We start from the raw sequence: 17,976 nt of genomic DNA on the forward strand, positions 1-17,976 counted from the left end.
TTCATTTGAATAAATGAAGGAGATATTATGCGTATTGATTGGCATCAGGTTTATGCCGCCATTTGGCGAAGCCGGAGTCAAAAGTTAAAGCCGGTGGTTCGTCTTGACACTGTTCGAATGGATGAACTGCAGGGAATCGATAGACAAAAACAAGCTATTATTGAAAACACACAGCATTTTCTGGAAGGCAAAACCAGCAATCATGCCTTGTTATGGGGAGCGAGAGGTACAGGTAAATCTTCTCTGATTAAGGCGCTCCTGAATGAAATGGCACCTCAAGGCTTACGTATCATTCAAATTGATAAAGATGATCTGAGTTTTCTGCCTGAAATCCTTGATGAGTTGGAAGAAGAAAGTGAGCAATTCCGCTTTATCATTTTTTGTGATGATCTATCGTTTGAAGCCGGTGAATCCAGTTATAAACCATTAAAAACCTTACTAGAAGGTGGATTGGAACTGCCCCCTGAACATGTCAGACTTTATGCTACATCAAACCGACGTCATCTATTGCCAGAAAAGCAGTCTGAAAATCAGCTAAGTGGATTAGTCGATGGTGAAGTGCATTATGCAGATAGCCTGGAAGACAAATTAGCCCTATCGGATAGGTTCGGACTGACCTTATCTTTCTACCCAGCTAACTGGGAAAATTATTTTGCTATAGTTGAAAAATTATTTGCCGATATCAGTACTGATAAGAGTCAATTACATGAGGCTGCCCGCCTTTACGCGATGGGAAGGGGGAGCCACAGTGGTAGAACGGCAAAACAGTTTTATCAATATTATCGTGCTCAGTTTTAGCTATAACCACACGAATGCTTGGTTGATTATTGATCATCTGTTTGGCTAAATGAAATTAAACAATGAATGATGATGTCTAGCATCTAGATACTTACTTTTATCCATTGATATAGAGTAGCGTGGCTGTAATTTCATAAAGGATTATCGAAATGAATCGAGACAATTCTTTTTTCGAGTTTGACGCCGAGAATACTATTTCCTCAACGTCGAAAAAGCCGCGTTGGTTAGTCCTCAGTGTAGAGGATAATGACACTTTTCAACAATCATTAGTCAATGCCTTATCAAGAATGATTGTACAAGGGCATACCATGGAAGTCCTCACAGCCTCTTCAGCAAAAGAGGCTCGACTTATCCTGGAAAAGCGTCCAGATATTAATTTGATACTCCTCGATGTTGTTATGGAATCGGATGATGCTGGCTTACGCTTAGTTGATTACATCCGCAGTACGCTCAATAATCCTATTATTCGAATTATTTTACTAACCGGGCAGCCCGGAGTTGCCCCCAATCGTGATGTGATGGAGCAGTATGATATTGACGATTACTGGTCTAAAACCGATTTGGGTGAAGAGCACTTATTCAATGTGATGAACGGTAATCTGAAAACCTGGCGTCGCATGAACGAGTTAAAAAGTGCCCGTCAGGGATTAGAAAGAGTCGTCACTGCTTCACAAGCCATTTCAAGACAGAACGACTTACCCCATTTTTCGCAAACTGTGCTTGAAGAAATCGACCGGATTATCGGGATCACCGACGGCGGTATTATGAGTTTGAAAATGACGGAGTCGCTTGATTTAGAAAAAGGCTCCGCCGTTTTAGCGGCAACAGGCCAATATCAACCTTATGTAGGTCAATCAATTACTATTCTGGAAAATGAAATCCTGTTAAAAAGAATAAAAAAAACGATACAGCAAAAACAGCACATGTTTGTAGGACGCTATTCGTTATTGTATTTTTCATTTAAACAGCCTAATCCGGTTTATTATCTAATTGTCGTCAAGTCCGCCACAGCATTAACTGAGTCAGATATTCACTTACTAAAGGTCTTTGGCGAGAATATCTACAATGGTTTTGCCAATATTGCACTCACAGAATATTTAAACGAACTGGCATTCAAACATTGGCAAACCGGGATATATAATCGGAACTGGTTTTGTCAACAACTGGTTGCTGATGAGTATTGGGTTGAGCAGGCACAAATTGTTTTAATTTCGATTGATAGATTCAGTGATATTACGGTGACTTTTGGAGAGAAGTTTGCCATTCAATTATTAAAGACAGTGCACGACGAGTTATCACAAGTTGAAGGAATACAAGCGATAGCCATCATCAGTCGGGACGCATTTGCAATTTTATTGGATAAGTCACATGTGCTATCTGCTTCAAGATTTGATGAGATATTAGGTAAGAAAAACCAGATCCAGCGTCGTGAGCATAAGATTATTGCGAAAGCCGTTTCAGCTCAGTTAGATCCATCATTGAACCGAAGTCCCGAGCGTTTACTTGGACAAATGGAAAGTCACCTATATCGTCTCAGAGCCGTCAGTAGCAGCCATTTTCACCACGTTTCCTTAGACAACGAAGCCATGTTTTCTAAGCATTTGGAAATGTTGAATGATTTCAATATTGGTCTGACAAAAAATGAAATACACGCCTACCTTCAACCCAAAGTCGATATGGTGAGCGGGAGATTGATTGGTTTTGAGGCACTGGCACGCTGGTTTAAATCAGATGGTGAAATGATACCGCCAGATATTTTTATCCCTATTGCTGAAGCATCAGGCTTAGTGGAGCAGTTAGATAAAGCCATATTATTGCAATGCTGTGCGGCCATCAAACAATTACAGGCTGCTGGGATAAGTGTACCTATTTCTTTTAATGTCTCCTGCCATGAATTATTACTCAGTGATTTTTCCTCTACTATTCTGTCATTACTTGAGGCAGAAGCTATTTCGCCGCATCAGGTCGATATGGAAATAACTGAAACCTTAGCCATGATTGATTATGAGCAGGTATCAGCAACATTGAGAAAGCTCATTGCTCTTGGAATGGATGTGAGTATTGATGACTTTGGTACTGGTTTCTCTTCTTTATCACATGTGACAGAACTCGCTGCAACTACCTTAAAAATCGATAAATCGTTCGTGCAGTATCTTGGTGAAAGAGAATCGTCTGAACATGTGGTAGATATGATCATACGGGTTGCGACACGGTTTGGACTCAAAGTGATTGCTGAAGGTGTCGAAACCACACTGCAAAGGGATAAGCTGATTGAACTTGGATGTACTTTAGGGCAGGGCTATTTTTATGCCCGACCGATGCCTATTGACGAGGCGGTTGGGTGGGCACTAAAACACCAGTGACAGCCTCTGAACCCGAGGGATTTCATCTGCCTTTAATATTCAGAAATGTATGGCAAAGCCTGGTTATTCTCTATCTGCCCATTTTCTTTGTTATCAGCTTTCTCAGTTATCACATTTATCTTCAAATACTTGAATCAAATTATCAGCCGTATTTTGAAGCACAGCAAAATCGGCTCGATAATGCTATGAATACTTTTTCAAGAGAACTGGGACATATCCAACAGTTAATTCGTCTGCTTCGTTACAATCAACAGTTTGAACAATCATTGCCGTTTGGCCAGCCGCCGGATTTTTCTTCAATAGAAAAGGTGTTTACTGATTTCTCAAACGTTTCATCTTATATCAGTCAGGTGAGGTGGCTGGATAAGCATGGGATGGAAAAAGTCCGAGTCAATATCAATGGCGATAACATCATCGTTGTTGAGCAAAAACAATTACAAGATAAATCTAAACGTGGCTATTTTCAGGCAGGGATGAAACTTCGGGGAGATGACGTATTTATTTCAGCGATAAACCCCAATATTGAAAATGGTAATGTCATCATGCCTCTGGAAAAAACTATCCGGGCAGTGATGCATACTGCGCCGGAGGATGGTTTACAGGATGGGGTATTAATCATCAATTTTGTGTTAAATGATATGCTTGAGTCCCTCAACCAGGGGCAAAGCAATAAATTACGCATAATTGATAATAAAGGTTATTGGATTATGCATCCTAATGCTTCGCTTGATTTTCGTTCGTATACAGACTACCTCGTCAGAACAAACACCTTACTACAAGCTGATGTCATCAGAACTATACTTAAGCAACAGCCATTACATAACTTCATAAAAGACAACAGGCTGATCAGTTACAGTGTTATAGATCTTGGTGATAATACGGCCGAGAGTCGTCACCGCCTGTTTTTTATTGATAGCTCCGAACCGGATTTATTAAATGATGTCGAGCAAAAAGTTGCTTTAATTGTCTTTAGTCCGGCTATATCGATTTTGCTGATTGTCTTGTTTTTGATTTGGCGTTTTCTTCACGATGGACGAAAACAGTATGACTTGTTCAGAGAACTGGCTATAGAGAAAGAGGCATTATCTCTCTCTAATCAACAATTAAAGATCGCCTATGAACAACAACAGCAAATGCAGGACACCATGGTCGAACTGCGTAAGCTGTCTTCAATGGGGATGATGGTGGCAGGTTTAGCTCATGAATTAAATACGCCGTTAGGCGGTGCTTCACTGACATTATCGAGCCTTGATTCATCCCGTAGACAACTAGCTTTAGCGGTCACTGAGGGGTTGAGAAAAAGTGATCTTCAGGATTATTTAACACAGACGGCCGATACGATTGAACTTGCTCAAAAAAATCTACGAAGAGCCACTGATTTAGTCACCAGTTTTAAACGTCTGGCGGTTGACCGACATACTGATGAGGCAACAGAATTTGATTTAATGCTGGTGATTAAAGATGTCACCACAACGTCTTTACCCAGACTGAAGGGGTTGGATATTCGTGTGGATATATCTGGGCCTGAAGAGCTAGTGATACAGAGTTACGCTGGCATTATTTCGCAGTTATTCCAGAACATGATTGATAATGCGATTGCACATGGTTTCGCTGGACGTGCTGGCGGGCAAGTTCAGATAGACGTTTTTCAGGAAACATTAGATCATGTGACGGTAACAATCTCTGATAATGGCAACGGTATTGAGGCGGATCGATTGAAAAAAATCTTTGATCCGTTTGAAACTAACGCGAGGGGAGAAGGACACACAGGCCTTGGATTACACCTTTGCCACCAGTGGATCACACAGTTGTTACACGGCTCAATTAGCGTAAGCTCACAGCCTGGTAAAGGCACGTCCTTCATACTGGTTATTCCCGTTCAGCTGAATGAGCCGGGATAATCGATAACGTCGCAGTGTGGCCGTCACTATTTACTTGATTTTGATACTGCCACTGCAATTTACGACAAAGTTGTTCGGTGAGTTGCAGGCCTAAACCAAAGCCCTGATCTTCGCTGCTATTACCTTTATCGGCTTGAGTGGAATGATTTCGAATGCTGATCTGCGCACCATGCTGTTGAATACTGACATGGCCATTCCAGGTATGCTGAAAAGCATTTCTTATCAGGTTGCCAATGATGATTCTTGCTGCCACGGAAGACTCATGCAACTCACATGCTTGTGTTTCAACTTGGATAGTAACGGGTTTGCTTTTGAGCAAATAACGTAATTCATCGACTAAGTTATCGATTAATTCATCCAGACGAAAATGCTGTTTGACCAATGAGTCAGTCTCATCACGATTTAGCCACAATAATGTTTCGCACAGATTCTGCATCGTCAGGCTGGCGCGTTCAATTCGTTCAAAAATTTCCTGCTGCTTATCGGGTAAAGCGCTGGACTGTTTTTGCTGAATTTTATGCATTAATTCCACATTATTTCTGATCACACTGATAGGTGTGCGTAATTCATGACTGGTAAAGCGTAAGAATTTTTGTTCGCGCTCCATCGATTCATTGACGGATGATAAAGACCCCTTAATCAGCTCTGCCATCTCATTAAGCTCTGGATAGGCAAAATCAGGCGGTGATTGTTTTAGTGTTTCTGGGCGAAGTTCATGTGTCCATTTTGTGAGTTTTGAGACCGGCTGCGATAAACGTTTCATCAATAACCAGGTCACCAGCGCGAGGAGCAGGGTAATACCCATACTCAGGCTGATAATAAGCTGGCGACTCTGTCTGGCATTTTGACCAACTAAGGGAGAAGCATCCGCCCTGGTAAAAGCACGACTGACAAAATAAGTCTGACCTTCCACTTTCAATTTGATCAGAAAATACATTAAATAAGGACGTTTTCCAGGTTCAGCCTGTTTACGTTGCTTATGTAACACACCAAACCGTTTGGGTTCTCTAAAGTAGGTTTTTATCTGTTCGGTCTGCGCTTCCCAAGTTTGCGTGACAGTGTAATTATCAACATTGCCTGGATTCGCCTTTCCCTCTTTTATGCCACTAAGATAATCTTCCGCTGCGTTCTCCATATTGGCTGAAATAATGCTATCCATGCCACGGAAAAAGAAATGAATACTGAGCATAGAGTAACCAGTAACAATGGTTATTCCGAGTATCAAAAAAGACAGGGCGATCCAGAGTTTGAGGCTGAGTTTAAGTTTCATTTCTTAGTGCAAACCCATGGCCGGAAATGGTGTGAATTAAAATTTTATCAAATGGCGCATCAACGGCTTTTCTTAGATGAAACATGTGTACTTTGAGACTGTCGCTATCAGGTGGTGAATCGCCCCAGATAGCGGCTTCCAGTTTTTGTTTGCTTACCACATCGGGGTAAGCACGCATTAAGACTTCTAATAACTGCCAACTGGTTGGTGAAAGTTTTAAGTTCAGTCCTCGGCGAGTGACAGTTTTTGTCTGAAGATCCATGATTAAATCATCGCATTGCAAGCGTTGCACCTGACCACTACGACGACGTGCCAGTGCCTGAATACGTACAACCAGTTCATCCAGATCAAACGGTTTGACCAAGTAGTCATCTGTTCCAGTGTTAAAACCGGTAATTTTGTCACTGATTTGGTCACGTGCTGTCAGCATCAGAATAGGGATATCATAACCTTGTCCGCGTAATCGCTCACACACTGTCAGACCATCCATTCTGGGCAGATTTAAGTCCAGTAACAATACATCATAGTGATTGTCCTGACTTAACTGTAAGCCAGCAATCCCATTACTGGCATGATCACATTCGATATTTTCTAAACTGAGATAATCAATGACCGTTTCAGCCAGGTCGAGGTCATCTTCAATTAATAACACATGGAACATGGTTAATTTACCTCAGCACGGTGTGTGATGGATTTTCGTTTAAATAAGGCTAAAACATCATTTTGAATCAGTAATAAGCTTGGAATTAAAATCAAAGTGATGATAGTGGCAAACATAATGCCGTAGCCCAGAGAAACTGCTGCCGGAATTAAAAACTGGGCCTGCCGGGAGGTTTCACTTAATAAAGGCATCAGACCGGCAAATGTGGTGACAGAGGTCAACAATACCGGGCGTAAACGACTTCGGCAGGCGATGCTGATGGCTTGTTTAATATCGTCATATTCATGGCGAATATCATTGAAGCGTGAGACTAGCAGTAGACTGTCGTTGACCACCACACCACTTAAAGCAATGATGCCATTCAACGATAAAATACCTAAGGTCAGATCATTAACCCAGTGACCCAGTATTGCACCGACAATGCCGAAGGGAATAGCGGTCATAATCAATACCGGCTGAATGTAGGAACGCAACGGAATCGCCAACAGCATATAAATTATCAGGATGGCGATTAATGAGACATGCACCATCGAAGACTCTGTTTCAGCTTGTTCTTCAGCTTCACCGGCGAAGTGAATATCCAGCCCCGGATATTTTCGCATTAAATTAGGCACAATATTCGTCTGTAACTGTGACACCAGTTCAGTAGTGGATAAGATATCTTTGTTCACATCCGCAGAAATATATACCGCCCGTTTTTTATCTATTCGGGTGATTGAGTCGCGGGTAAAACCGAAGCTGACATTCGCCACACTGGATAATGGCACGACATCGCCATTCGGCGTTCTGACACGTGAGTTGAGTACGTCGGCGGCATTTTGACGTTGTTCTTCCGGATAACGTACCTTGACTTCAATTTCATCACTATTGCGTTGATAGCGTTGAACGACTTGACCACTAAAGCCCTGTAATATTTGTACTGCCAAATCGTTTGTGGTCATCCCCAATGCCCGGCCTTGAGGGTTCAGTGACAAATGTAATTGCGGCTGACCCGGCTCAAGATTATCGTCAATACCACTGATAGCAGGGATAGCCGTCAAGGTATTTTTAATATCGTTACCCGCTAATTCAAGAATCTGATCATCATTGGCACGTAATTCAATACGAAGATCTTCCACTGATCCATGTCGTGATCTGACACTGACGGTTTTTGCCCCTTCAGGTATGCCGACTAACTGACGCCAGTGATGGCTGAATGTAGTAATGTCATAAGGTGCACTAGACTTTAGTTCGACCGTGACCGTACCTGCCTGATCACTCGATGACAAAATTTGCAGATTAGCAATATCATCGTTACCACCTAACGCTTTGTCTGTCTGATAAGCCAGTTTTTCCATCAAAGCCAGGTCATTATGTGTCAAGCCATAGCTCACATCGTTTTGCATCGTGAGCTGAGCACGGACGGTATCGCCTGGAATAGAAGGGAAAAAGCTCAGTCTAACCATGCCGGTCATCGGCATAGTCATCACAAAAATAAATAAAGCAATAAACAAAACGGTGACCGCATAGCGTTGGTTTAATGCGAAATTAATTGTTGGGCGGTAACAGGATTGATTAAACCATTGCAGACCACTATCCATCGTGTGCTGAATGGTATGCCAGACTTTTAACAATCCACGCTCGCTGATTTGACGCCGGGTGTTCAGATGGGCGAGATGCGCAGGCAGGATTAATTTTGATTCGATAATGGATAAAATCAGACAGATTGTGACCACGGCGGCAAATTGTGAATACAGCCTGCCCAAGCCACCTTCGAGTTGCGATAAGGCATAGAATGCAGCGACTGTAGTGAAGACACCGAATAGAGTAGGAATCGCAACGATCATAGTGCCTTTGATAGTATTTTCAATGGTATCGCCTTCTTTCGATCTGACATCGTAAACCGATTCACCCACAACGACGGCATCATCAACCACAATACCTAACGCCAACAAAAAGCCAAAGGTAGTGAATTCATTGAGTGATAGCCCCATAAAGCTGTCGCCCATAAAATAAAGTGTGCCGAAAAAGATGAACGGCAGTCCCATGGCAACCCAGAAAGCGACGGTCAGGTTCAGGAACAAAGCAAGCAGAATGAAAACCATAACGATGCCGGTAAAGGCATTTTTAACCAATAATTCCAGACGCTGTTTAATGGATTCGCTACGGTCATACCAGGCTTCGAGCTGAACGTTGTCAGGCAGCTTTCCATCCTGCTGCCATTCCTCAGCTACTTTTTTTGCAGCATTAACCGTATTGGTGATGTCATCCTGACCGGTGGTGATGACTTGTAATGCAATACTGTCATGGCCTTGAAAGCGAGATAAGACCGAAGTACTGTCATCATAGGTATCATTAATTTTGGCGACTTCACCCAACATTAGTTGGTTACCATTCGCCAGTGTGAGTAGCGGGATAGAGGCAAAGTCCTGCTTCAAATAAGCCTGCTCTGATGCTTTTAGCTGCAAGTAAACCGTTTTATTGCGTAATACTGCCGTCATGGTATTGGATGAACCGGCGTTAATTGCTTCTTCTACATCAGATAAAGACAGGCCGTAGGATTGTAATTTGCCATCATCAATTTCTATGGCCATCATCGGATCCAGCCAACCAGAAATATTGACTGAGCTGATATTGGGATTGGCGATTAGGTCAGTTTTTAAATTGTAAGCAAGTTGTTGCAGGCTATGTCTGTCGGTATCTCCATACAACTGCAACCACAGTGAGTGTTCTTCACGTTGTGCTTTTTCAATAACCGGTTTTTTGGCATCAGCCGGAAAGGTAGATATCGCATCAACTTTGGTTTTGACATCACGTAATAAAGTGTCGAGGTCATATTCACTTTGTTTCTCAACATTGACAGTGACGCCTGTACCGGTCGAAGTACTGGTAATACGTTTTATACCAATCACGTCCTCAAGCTGTTCTTCTATCTTTATCGCCAGTCCTTCTTCTGACTGTTTGGCAGAACCGCTGTCATACGATACGGAGATAGTTAAAGAGCTTGGATCCTGGCTTGGGAAGGCTTCTTTGCGTAATTGACCTGACTCCAGCACACCCAGCACAATGACCAGAATCATGAGTAAGTTAGCGGCCACCGGATTAGCGGCAAACCAGCCTATAATCCCACTTGAGAATGATTTTTTCATCATTAAAGCGCTACCTCAACCGGGTTAACAGCCATGCCTTCAAGATAGCTGTTTAAGGGGCTAACGAGGATCATAACGGGCGTATTATTTAAAGATTCAGGTGGTTGTATATAGATATAACCGCTGCTGGAAAATAATGGCGAGGCACTGAATTTTTGCAGAGTGTTATCCGCAGAAACATACCAGACTTCACCGCGTTGACTTAAGGCGCTGTTAGGCAGTTTCCAGACACCAGCGACATTTCTACCTGTGATATGGGCGCTGACAAAGGTACCAGGGAATAGGGCGGGTTCGAGATCCAGAGGTTCATCTACTGCAATAATGAGACTGCGCTGGCGGGTTTCGACATTCAGATTTTGCTCAGCCCTTAAAACACGTCCCTGCCATATATGATGATCTTCGACACTTTCAACTTCAACGGGCCACTTCCCACTGTTGAGTATTGCCAGGCTGGGTAAGTTATTCCACTCTTGAGCGGACAGCGCCACACTGATTTCAACACGATCAGTACTGTATAAGGTCGCCACTTCAGAGCCTGTTTGTACATAACCGCCAGGGGATACGGCACGGTTGATCACTAACGCATCAAAAGGCGCTTTTATAGCGGATTGAGACAGATCTTTTTCAGCTGCTTTTAAGCTGGCCTCTGCCTGTTTTACCGTTGCTTTTGCTGCAGCTAGTTGGGGTTTTCGTAATACTAAATCGGAATCAGGTTCGCCTTCTAATCCCGATGATTTCCATTCACTTAAAGCCTGTAAACCTTGTCGTTCCTCTTCAAGTAAACTGACTTTAGCTGAACTTAATGCCTGGCGTGCACTTTCAACAGCAGCTTGATATTCACTGTTTTCCAGCCTTGCCATTATGGTATTTTTTTTGAGCCGTTTACCGGTTTCAAACTGATCTGATATGGAATCAATCTGTCCGGCCACCTGCGCAGTTAAAGAGATATCAAAGTGCGGTTTGGCCGCACCGTAGGCTTTGACTTCAGATGCATAGCTACCTGCTACCACTTTAATCACAGACACATCCGGGCTCGGTGCTTGCTCTTTTTTCGTCGGAATAGGGCGATTGGCCTGTGCTGCAGACAGGTGCTTTACCACCACGACAGTGATAATCAAAATGCAGCAAGCAATAAAGAATAAAATGATTTTTGGTAGGTGGCGTTTCATGATGCTGTTCCCAGGCCCAGTGCTAAGCCAAGATTAATGCGGTTGATTAAACGTTGATAAATCAGGTTGTCCAGAGAGGCTTCCAGATTGTAGGTTTGTTGTTGAACAGTTAATAAATCCAGAATATCGACTAGGCCGGTTCGATAACTTGTTTGATATTGTTTCAGACTGTTCTGGGCACTTTTTAATGCAGCGGAAATATGTTGCTGACGAGTCATCAGATTTTGTTCCAGACTCAGGTATCGTTCCACTTCATTAATAGCGGTTAATAGTGTTTCTCGGTAGCTCTGGTAGCTATAAGCTTCATTTAACTCAGCTTCTTTGGCAGCAGCACGTAGTTCTCCGCCTTGATAAATCGGGGCTGTCAGTTGCGCCAGTAATGACCACAAAGGTGAAGTCATTAATGCCTGGTGAGGTGAAGAGGCCGCATCTTTGATTGCAGCGCCGAGATCCAAATTAGGCAGTAGTTGTTTATACGCTACTTTGGTTCGTAACTGATTGGCTTCTATTGCAGCATAAGCGGCTTGTAAATCGGGCCGACGTGCCAGAGTTTGTTGTGGTAAGTCAGCTAGTGCCAGTTTGACTTGAGGGTAGCTTTCCGGAGCAGCGACGTCCTGAGCATTGCTCAGTCCCACTAATTGCTTCAAGTCACGCTGTTGTTGACGGTAATCTTCTTGATAGGAAGCCAGACTTGCCCTGGATTGTGCACTGGCACTGCGAGCATTATCCAGATCTTCTAACGTACCAATGCCATTTCTGTAGCGTTGCAGAATATAGGTTTCATTTTGCTCTAGGGTATTCAAGCGCTGCTGTTCTATATCAATGGCATGTGACGTAGCAGTGAGATTTAACCAGGCTTTCATTACTTCGGCGCTCAAACTATCTCGGGCCGCCTGATAAAGCAGGGCTTGTTCTATAACGTCTTTACTGGCTGCCTGACTATTGTTTTTTAACTTACCCCATAGGTCAGCCTGCCAGCTGATATCAATATTACTAGTAAAGCTATCCGAAGCATTTTCACTGCGGGTGGCACTGGCATCCGCACTGACTTGTGGTTTACGTGCCGCATCGGTTTGTTGTAACTGTGTTTGACGAATTTGTAGCGTTAACCAGGTCTGCTGCAATGTGGGATTGTTAGCGACAGCTGTTTCTACCAGCTGATTGAGCTGCTCTGAATCAATCAGACTATTAAGCGAAACAACAGCAATAGCATCAGCAGATTGTGACCAGGCAGGCAGCGCTTGTTGTTGCTCAATTTGTTGTGTGTAATCAGGACTCGCAGGCATGGAAATACATGCTGATAGCAACAATGTAGTACTCAACAGTGTGATTACTTTGCTTTGTCTGACACAAGCTAACTTCATGAATACCTCTATCAACGTTTACCTGCACAGCATAGATGGCTGTCAGTTAAGACGGGGTTAAAAATTACGGCTGCGTTTGCGGCTGTTGTTGGCCGTATTGCAGTAATGTCCTGAGGATGGGACCTAGTAAGGAACAGATAAACATGATGAGAACCATCGGCCACGGTGTCCCATCGCCGAGTAAACCAACCAGCGAACCGCTGAGCGCACCGGCAGCAAAGCCAATGGAGCCCAACAATGCGGTTGCCGTTGCACTGTTGTGGGGGAAAAACTCCACCGTCCCAGACGTGGCATTTGAGACAATCAATCCCATTGCAGCAATAAATAAAATCAATAAACTCACCACAAACCAGAGTTGAGGCTGTGCGATGACACTGACATAGCTTAATAAAATTAAGCTGGTCAGAATTTGTGCGGCTTGCCCTAAACTTAATAAAAAATGGGGTTTGTAATAGTGCAACAAACGAATATTGAGGCGGTTCGCCAGCATCATACCGATCACATTCAAACCAAATAGAAACGGATAGATGGTTTCGCTGATTTCAAAATATCCCATGTACACGGAAGGTGAGCCTGTAATAAAGGCAAACATTCCTGCGAGGGCAAAGCATTGAGAAAAAATAAAGCCCAGAGCACAGCGATGACTCAATACCATGCCATAGCGCTTGAGCATACTAGTGCGTTCGGTTGTCTTTTTACGGGTTTCTGGCAGTCGAAAAAACAGTGCTATGCCGATAGTTAAACCATAGACAAGTAAGAAAACAAAGATAAGCCGCCAGCCACTGATATGCAGGATCAGCATGCCGATAAGTGGCGCCAATAAAGGTGCAAGCATCATGATGACAGCCATGTTGGAAAGGTGTCTGGCACTGTCTTTGCCATGACTTAAATCTCGAATAACAGCGGCAGCATTGACAACGGCAACGCCTCCGCCAATGGCTTGAATAACTCTAAAGCCCCAAACACTGTGGATATCCTGGCTGAAAATAATGCCAATCGTACCTAGACAGAAAATCGTCAAACCACTGCCCGTTGCTGTGCGTCGGCCAAAATGATCGGAGAATGGTCCACCCAATATCTGACCTAGTGCAAAACCAGCCAAGTAGAGGCTCAAGGATATTTCGGTGTCATGAATACTGGTGATTAAATCGTTAGCCATTTGAGGGATGGCTGGTAAGTAGGCATCAATCGCTAACGGCGTCAGCGCGGTCAACGCTGCCAGTAATAAAATAAGTGCCTTCGTTGGCGTTGTCGTTTGGTTCATAAGGTATCAATGGTTGATGAGTCAATAGAGGCAAGTGTCGACTTGAGTAAGTTCGCTAGTAAGGCTTTATCTTTGTTTTCTATCGAAGAAAGGAGCTTTTCAAGTAATACAAAGTGAGCTGGATAGGCCGTGTTGATAAGCTTTTTACCACTGCTGGTTAAAGAGACCAACACTTTTCGACGATCCTGCTGACAATGTTTGCGCTGAATGAGCATTTTCTGTTCCAGTCTGTCCAGCCGGCTTGTCATGGCACCAGAGGTGAGCAGCATGCTCTGGTAAAGCTCTGATGGGGTCAAATAGCATTTGTTTTCACGTTTTAACGTGGCGAGTACATCAAACTCACCCGGCTTGAGATCAAAGGTCCGGTGTAGCTCGGCCAGTTGCTGTTCAATAGTCTTTGCTATGCGCAAAATTCGGCCGACGACTTTGATGGCATCTGCATCGGTCTCTAGACCCACGTGTTTCCATTGCTGCATGATGACATCCAAATCATCCATATTTTGTGGCGACATGACTTACCTGATTAACTGAAATTTATTTATCTTAACATAGAGATAGTTAACGTTAAGTTAATTTTATTTCACTGTTTTTAAAAGCAAATATTTAATAGCCGCTAGAGGAAGTTTTTCCTGAAATTGAATGTAATATTGATGCTGACTATAGAAGCAAATTATAATATTCGTGATCGCAATGATCAGAAGGATGACAGGATTTATCATTAACTATCAGATCCTGTTTCATCATGCAGAACATGCCGTTCTGATCTCACTTACCGTATTCGGCTACAACGATGAGATGCCTGTCATAACAAGCGTAATGCTTTGTTTTTCATGAACCGTTGTTAGCTGTTTTTATTATCTTGTCCGGAGAGATGTCCTAGTGAGTCATTACAAGCCCTACAATGGTCCAGCTGCTGGTTGGGGTGCACTTATCAGTGTTACTCGTAACTGGTTGGGTAGCAAAAATGCTATATCCAACATCCGTGCGATGCTGAAAACAAATCAGGATCACGGTCTTGACTGCCCAGGGTGTGCCTGGGGGGAAACGCCTGAAAAAGGCATGATTAAATTTTGTGAAAATGGCGCTAAAGCAGTTAACTGGGAAGCCACTGGCCGTAAGGTCACCCCAGCCTTTTTCGCTAAGTACAGTAATACTGAATTACTCAAAGAGAGTGATTTCTGGTTGGAGTCACAAGGCCGTATTACCCATCCGATGCGTTACAACGCAGACACAGATCATTACGAGACCATTACCTGGCAAGAAGCGTTTGATACAGTAGCAAAACATCTTAACCAACTTGATTCTCCTCATCAGGCAGAATTCTACACCTCTGGTCGCGCCAGTAACGAAGCGGCATTTTTGTATCAGCTTTTTGTTCGTGCCTTTGGTACCAATAATTTTCCTGACTGCTCCAATATGTGCCATGAAGCCAGTGGTATAGGCATGTCTGAAGCAATTGGCGTGGGAAAAGGAACGGTTACCTTTGAAGACTTTGCTGAAGCGGATGCGATTTTTGTCATCGGTCAAAATCCAGGCACCAATCATCCACGCATGTTGGAACCGTTAAGTGAAGCGGTAAAACGTGGCGCGCATGTGGTGTGCTTTAACCCACTAAAAGAACGTGGCTTGGAACGGTTCCAACACCCACAAAGCCCACTTGAAATGCTGACCAATGAGTCAGAGCCTACGAATAGCGCCTATTTCAGACCCGCATTAGGTGGTGATATGGCAGCTATCCGTGGTATGGCCAAATTCTTATTACAATGGGATCGTGAAGCGCAGCAAAAAGGCAAACCTGCCGTATTAGACCATGAGTTTATCCAGCAACATACACACGGTATGGACGATTATTTTGCCGAAATCGATAACACCCCTTGGGAGTTAATCGAATCTCAGTCGGGTTTGAGCCTGGCCGAAATTGAAATGGCTGCCAGAATTTATAGTAAAGCTGAGCGTGTCATTATGTGTTGGGCTATGGGGATCACACAGCATGTGCATTCAGTACCGACAGTACAGGAAATTGTGAATCTGCAATTACTGCGTGGCAATATCGGTCGTCCTGGGGCGGGATTATCGCCTGTACGTGGTCACAGCAATGTGCAGGGTGATCGTACGATGGGGATTGATGAGCAACCACCGGAATGGTTATTGGATGCGATTGAAAAACGCTTTGATTTTAAAGTCCCGCGCGATCATGGACATACAACGGTTCAGGCCATTGATGCGATGGAAAAAGGTCAGGCGAAAGTGTTCTTCGGACTCGGTGGTAACTTTGTTCAGGCTACACCAGATACAGTACGCTCACATCAGGCCATGCGAAATTGTGATCTGACTGTGCAGATTTCAACCAAATTGAACCGTAGTCATCTTGTTACTGGAAAAGAAGCCTTGATCCTGCCTTGTCTGGGACGTACTGAAAAAGACTTCCAAAAATCAGGGTTACAGGGTGTGACGGTGGAAGATACCTTCAGTATGGTACATATCTCCTATGGCCAGCTAAAACCATTTTCACCTCTATTACGCTCTGAAGCGTCTATTATTGCCGGTATCGCTAAAGCCACATTAGGTAATAAACCCGTGGATTGGGAATGGCTGGTAGAAGACTATGATCGCATCCGTGACTTAATCGCTGAAGTCATTCCTGGTTTTGAAGGTTTCAGTGAGAAAATACAACATCCGGGTGGCTTCTACTTAGGTAATGCGGCAGCGGAACATCAATGGAACACTTCAACAGGCAAAGCTAACTTTGTTGCCAATCCATTACCTAAAACCTTGTTACAGGATCAGGTCACCATGAAAGGGCAAACGCCAGATCTGATTTTGCAAACCATGCGTTCACACGACCAATACAATACAACGGTTTACAGTATGAATGACCGTTACCGTGGTGTGTATGGCATGCGTGATGTGGTCTTTGCAAATGAAGCGGATATTAAACGTCTTGGCCTCGAGCATGGCCAGAAAGTTGACATGATCACAGTTTGGGAAGATGGCAAAGAAAGAAAAGTGTCTAACTTCACCTTGTTGAGTTATGACATCCCGCAAGGTCAGGCGGCAGCATATTATCCGGAAACGAATCCATTAGTGCCACTGGAAAGTTATGGTGATAAGACTTTTACACCGACCTCTAAATTCATTGCAATTAAAGTGGTGGCCAGTGCAGCTAATGCCAATGAAGCGGTGACAGCATCTGTAGCCTAAGTTAGACCAGGCAAGAAATAAAAAAGGCACTGATGATCAGTGCCTTTTTTTATGTGATATAGCAAGTGTATTTGCTATTAGATTTCCGCTACTGCTTCCATGCATTCAGGCAAGGTTTGACCACCATCCACGACAATCTGCTGTCCGGTGATGTAAGCGGCTTCATCAGCAGCAAAGAATAAGGCCGCGTTGGCAATATCTTCGACGGCACCCAGACGTTTTAATGGGATCGCCGCAGCCATGCTGTTCAGATATTCTTCACCCAAACTGGCTAAACCTTCAGTGTAAATATTGCCTGGCATGACGGCATTGATTGTGGTGTTATAACGAGCCAGTTCCATTGCAGCTGTTTTCATAAAACCTAACTGACCTGCTTTTGTTGCACCGTAGTGAGACCAGCCAGGGTAACCGGTGATTGGGCCAGTAATAGATGAGGTCACCACCACACGACCTTTACCTTGTTTTTCGAACTGTGGAATACACGCTTTCACACACAAGAAGGTGCTTTTCAGATTGGCTGACATGATGTCATCCCAGTCTTCTGGTGTTAAGTCGACAATTTTCTTTTGTGGAAAGGTGCCTGCATTCGCGCAGAGAATATCAACGCTACCGAAACTCTCTTCGGTATAGGCGACTAATGCCTGAACTTGCTCCCAGTTTGAGACGTCGCATAAGTAATAATCTGCTGTGCCACCGTTGGCATTAATTTCTTCAACAGTTTGTTTAGCTGCGGCTTCACCACGAGCAGCGATCATGACTTTTGCACCTTGCTTTGCAAATACACTGGCAATACCTTTACCAATACCTTTCGAGCCACCAGTGACAATGACAGATTTGTTCTTAATTGAAGTGAGCAT

General features: G+C 43.7%; 12 protein-coding genes. 4 read left to right on the forward strand and 8 right to left on the reverse strand.

Features of this window, described 5'->3' with window-relative positions:
- Positions 1-27 precede the first annotated feature (27 nt).
- The 3 genes from AC13DA_RS05725 (at position 28) to AC13DA_RS05735 (ending at position 5,062) form a co-directional block, all read left to right on the forward strand.
- A complete protein-coding gene (locus tag AC13DA_RS05725; protein WP_284451759.1) occupies positions 28-798 on the forward strand; it encodes an ATP-binding protein in 771 nt (256 codons plus the stop codon).
- A 149-nt stretch (positions 799-947) separates the two neighbouring features.
- Positions 948-3,161 carry a bifunctional diguanylate cyclase/phosphodiesterase gene (locus AC13DA_RS05730; RefSeq protein WP_284451758.1) on the forward strand — a complete coding sequence of 738 codons (2,214 nt, stop codon included), beginning with the start codon at positions 948-950 and terminating at the stop codon, positions 3,159-3,161.
- Positions 3,140-5,062 carry a sensor histidine kinase gene (locus AC13DA_RS05735; RefSeq protein WP_284451757.1) on the forward strand — a complete coding sequence of 641 codons (1,923 nt, stop codon included), beginning with the start codon at positions 3,140-3,142 and terminating at the stop codon, positions 5,060-5,062. Before AC13DA_RS05730 ends, AC13DA_RS05735 begins: the two co-directional genes overlap by 22 nt.
- Here the strand turns inward: AC13DA_RS05735 and AC13DA_RS05740 are convergent.
- From AC13DA_RS05740 to AC13DA_RS05770, 7 genes are all read right to left on the reverse strand, one after another.
- Complete coding sequence (locus AC13DA_RS05740) at positions 5,031-6,332, reverse strand: sensor histidine kinase (protein WP_284451756.1); 1,302 nt, start codon at positions 6,330-6,332, stop codon at positions 5,031-5,033. The two genes, AC13DA_RS05735 and AC13DA_RS05740, sit on opposite strands and share 32 nt — an antisense overlap.
- Positions 6,322-6,993 (reverse strand): response regulator transcription factor, encoded by a 672-nt coding sequence (locus AC13DA_RS05745; RefSeq protein WP_273182267.1) that lies wholly within the window; start codon positions 6,991-6,993, stop codon positions 6,322-6,324. The genes AC13DA_RS05740 and AC13DA_RS05745 overlap by 11 nt, the downstream gene beginning before the upstream one ends.
- A 2-nt stretch (positions 6,994-6,995) precedes the next feature.
- A complete protein-coding gene (locus tag AC13DA_RS05750; protein ID WP_284451755.1) occupies positions 6,996-10,124 on the reverse strand; it encodes an efflux RND transporter permease subunit in 3,129 nt (1,042 codons plus the stop codon).
- Entirely contained in the window at positions 10,124-11,290 is a 1,167-nt protein-coding gene (locus AC13DA_RS05755) for an efflux RND transporter periplasmic adaptor subunit (RefSeq protein ID WP_284451754.1), read from the reverse strand. The genes AC13DA_RS05750 and AC13DA_RS05755 overlap by 1 nt, the downstream gene beginning before the upstream one ends.
- The gene (locus tag AC13DA_RS05760; protein WP_284451753.1) at positions 11,287-12,654 is read right to left on the reverse strand and encodes a TolC family protein; all 1,368 of its coding nucleotides are present in this window, start codon (positions 12,652-12,654) and stop codon (positions 11,287-11,289) included. The genes AC13DA_RS05755 and AC13DA_RS05760 overlap by 4 nt, the downstream gene beginning before the upstream one ends.
- A 64-nt stretch (positions 12,655-12,718) precedes the next feature.
- On the reverse strand, positions 12,719-13,918 hold the full coding sequence (locus tag AC13DA_RS05765) for a multidrug effflux MFS transporter (protein WP_284451752.1): 1,200 nt from the start codon (positions 13,916-13,918) through the stop codon (positions 12,719-12,721).
- On the reverse strand, positions 13,915-14,430 hold the full coding sequence (locus AC13DA_RS05770) for a MarR family winged helix-turn-helix transcriptional regulator (RefSeq protein ID WP_007145749.1): 516 nt from the start codon (positions 14,428-14,430) through the stop codon (positions 13,915-13,917). The genes AC13DA_RS05765 and AC13DA_RS05770 overlap by 4 nt, the downstream gene beginning before the upstream one ends.
- Positions 14,431-14,797: 367 nt before the next feature.
- Here AC13DA_RS05770 and AC13DA_RS05775 point away from each other — a divergent pair, with 367 nt between their 5' ends.
- Positions 14,798-17,119: an FdhF/YdeP family oxidoreductase gene (locus tag AC13DA_RS05775; protein ID WP_284451751.1), complete on the forward strand. Its 2,322-nt coding sequence runs from the start codon at positions 14,798-14,800 to the stop codon at positions 17,117-17,119.
- Between the two features lie 77 nt (positions 17,120-17,196).
- Here the strand turns inward: AC13DA_RS05775 and fabG are convergent, their stop codons facing one another.
- Positions 17,197-17,976, reverse strand: coding sequence for a 3-oxoacyl-ACP reductase FabG (gene fabG / locus AC13DA_RS05780; RefSeq protein ID WP_273182255.1), 780 nt, complete (start codon positions 17,974-17,976; stop codon positions 17,197-17,199).

It is taken from the genome of Methylophaga sp. F-2 (assembly GCF_056859315.1).

Bases quoted from the DNA above. Each gene is read 5' to 3' on its own strand.
- AC13DA_RS05725 (WP_284451759.1), top strand. From the start codon at position 28: ATGCGTATTGATTGGCATCAGGTTTATGCCGCCATTTGGCGAAGCCGG.
- AC13DA_RS05730 (WP_284451758.1), top strand. From the start codon at position 948: ATGAATCGAGACAATTCTTTTTTCGAGTTTGACGCCGAGAATACTATT.
- AC13DA_RS05740 (WP_284451756.1), bottom strand. From the start codon at position 6,332: ATGAAACTTAAACTCAGCCTCAAACTCTGGATCGCCCTGTCTTTTTTG.
- AC13DA_RS05745 (WP_273182267.1), bottom strand. From the start codon at position 6,993: ATGTTCCATGTGTTATTAATTGAAGATGACCTCGACCTGGCTGAAACG.
- AC13DA_RS05750 (WP_284451755.1), bottom strand. From the start codon at position 10,124: ATGATGAAAAAATCATTCTCAAGTGGGATTATAGGCTGGTTTGCCGCT.
- AC13DA_RS05755 (WP_284451754.1), bottom strand. From the start codon at position 11,290: ATGAAACGCCACCTACCAAAAATCATTTTATTCTTTATTGCTTGCTGC.
- AC13DA_RS05760 (WP_284451753.1), bottom strand. From the start codon at position 12,654: ATGAAGTTAGCTTGTGTCAGACAAAGCAAAGTAATCACACTGTTGAGT.
- AC13DA_RS05765 (WP_284451752.1), bottom strand. From the start codon at position 13,918: ATGAACCAAACGACAACGCCAACGAAGGCACTTATTTTATTACTGGCA.
- AC13DA_RS05770 (WP_007145749.1), bottom strand. From the start codon at position 14,430: ATGTCGCCACAAAATATGGATGATTTGGATGTCATCATGCAGCAATGG.
- fabG (WP_273182255.1), bottom strand. From the start codon at position 17,976: ATGCTCACTTCAATTAAGAACAAATCTGTCATTGTCACTGGTGGCTCG.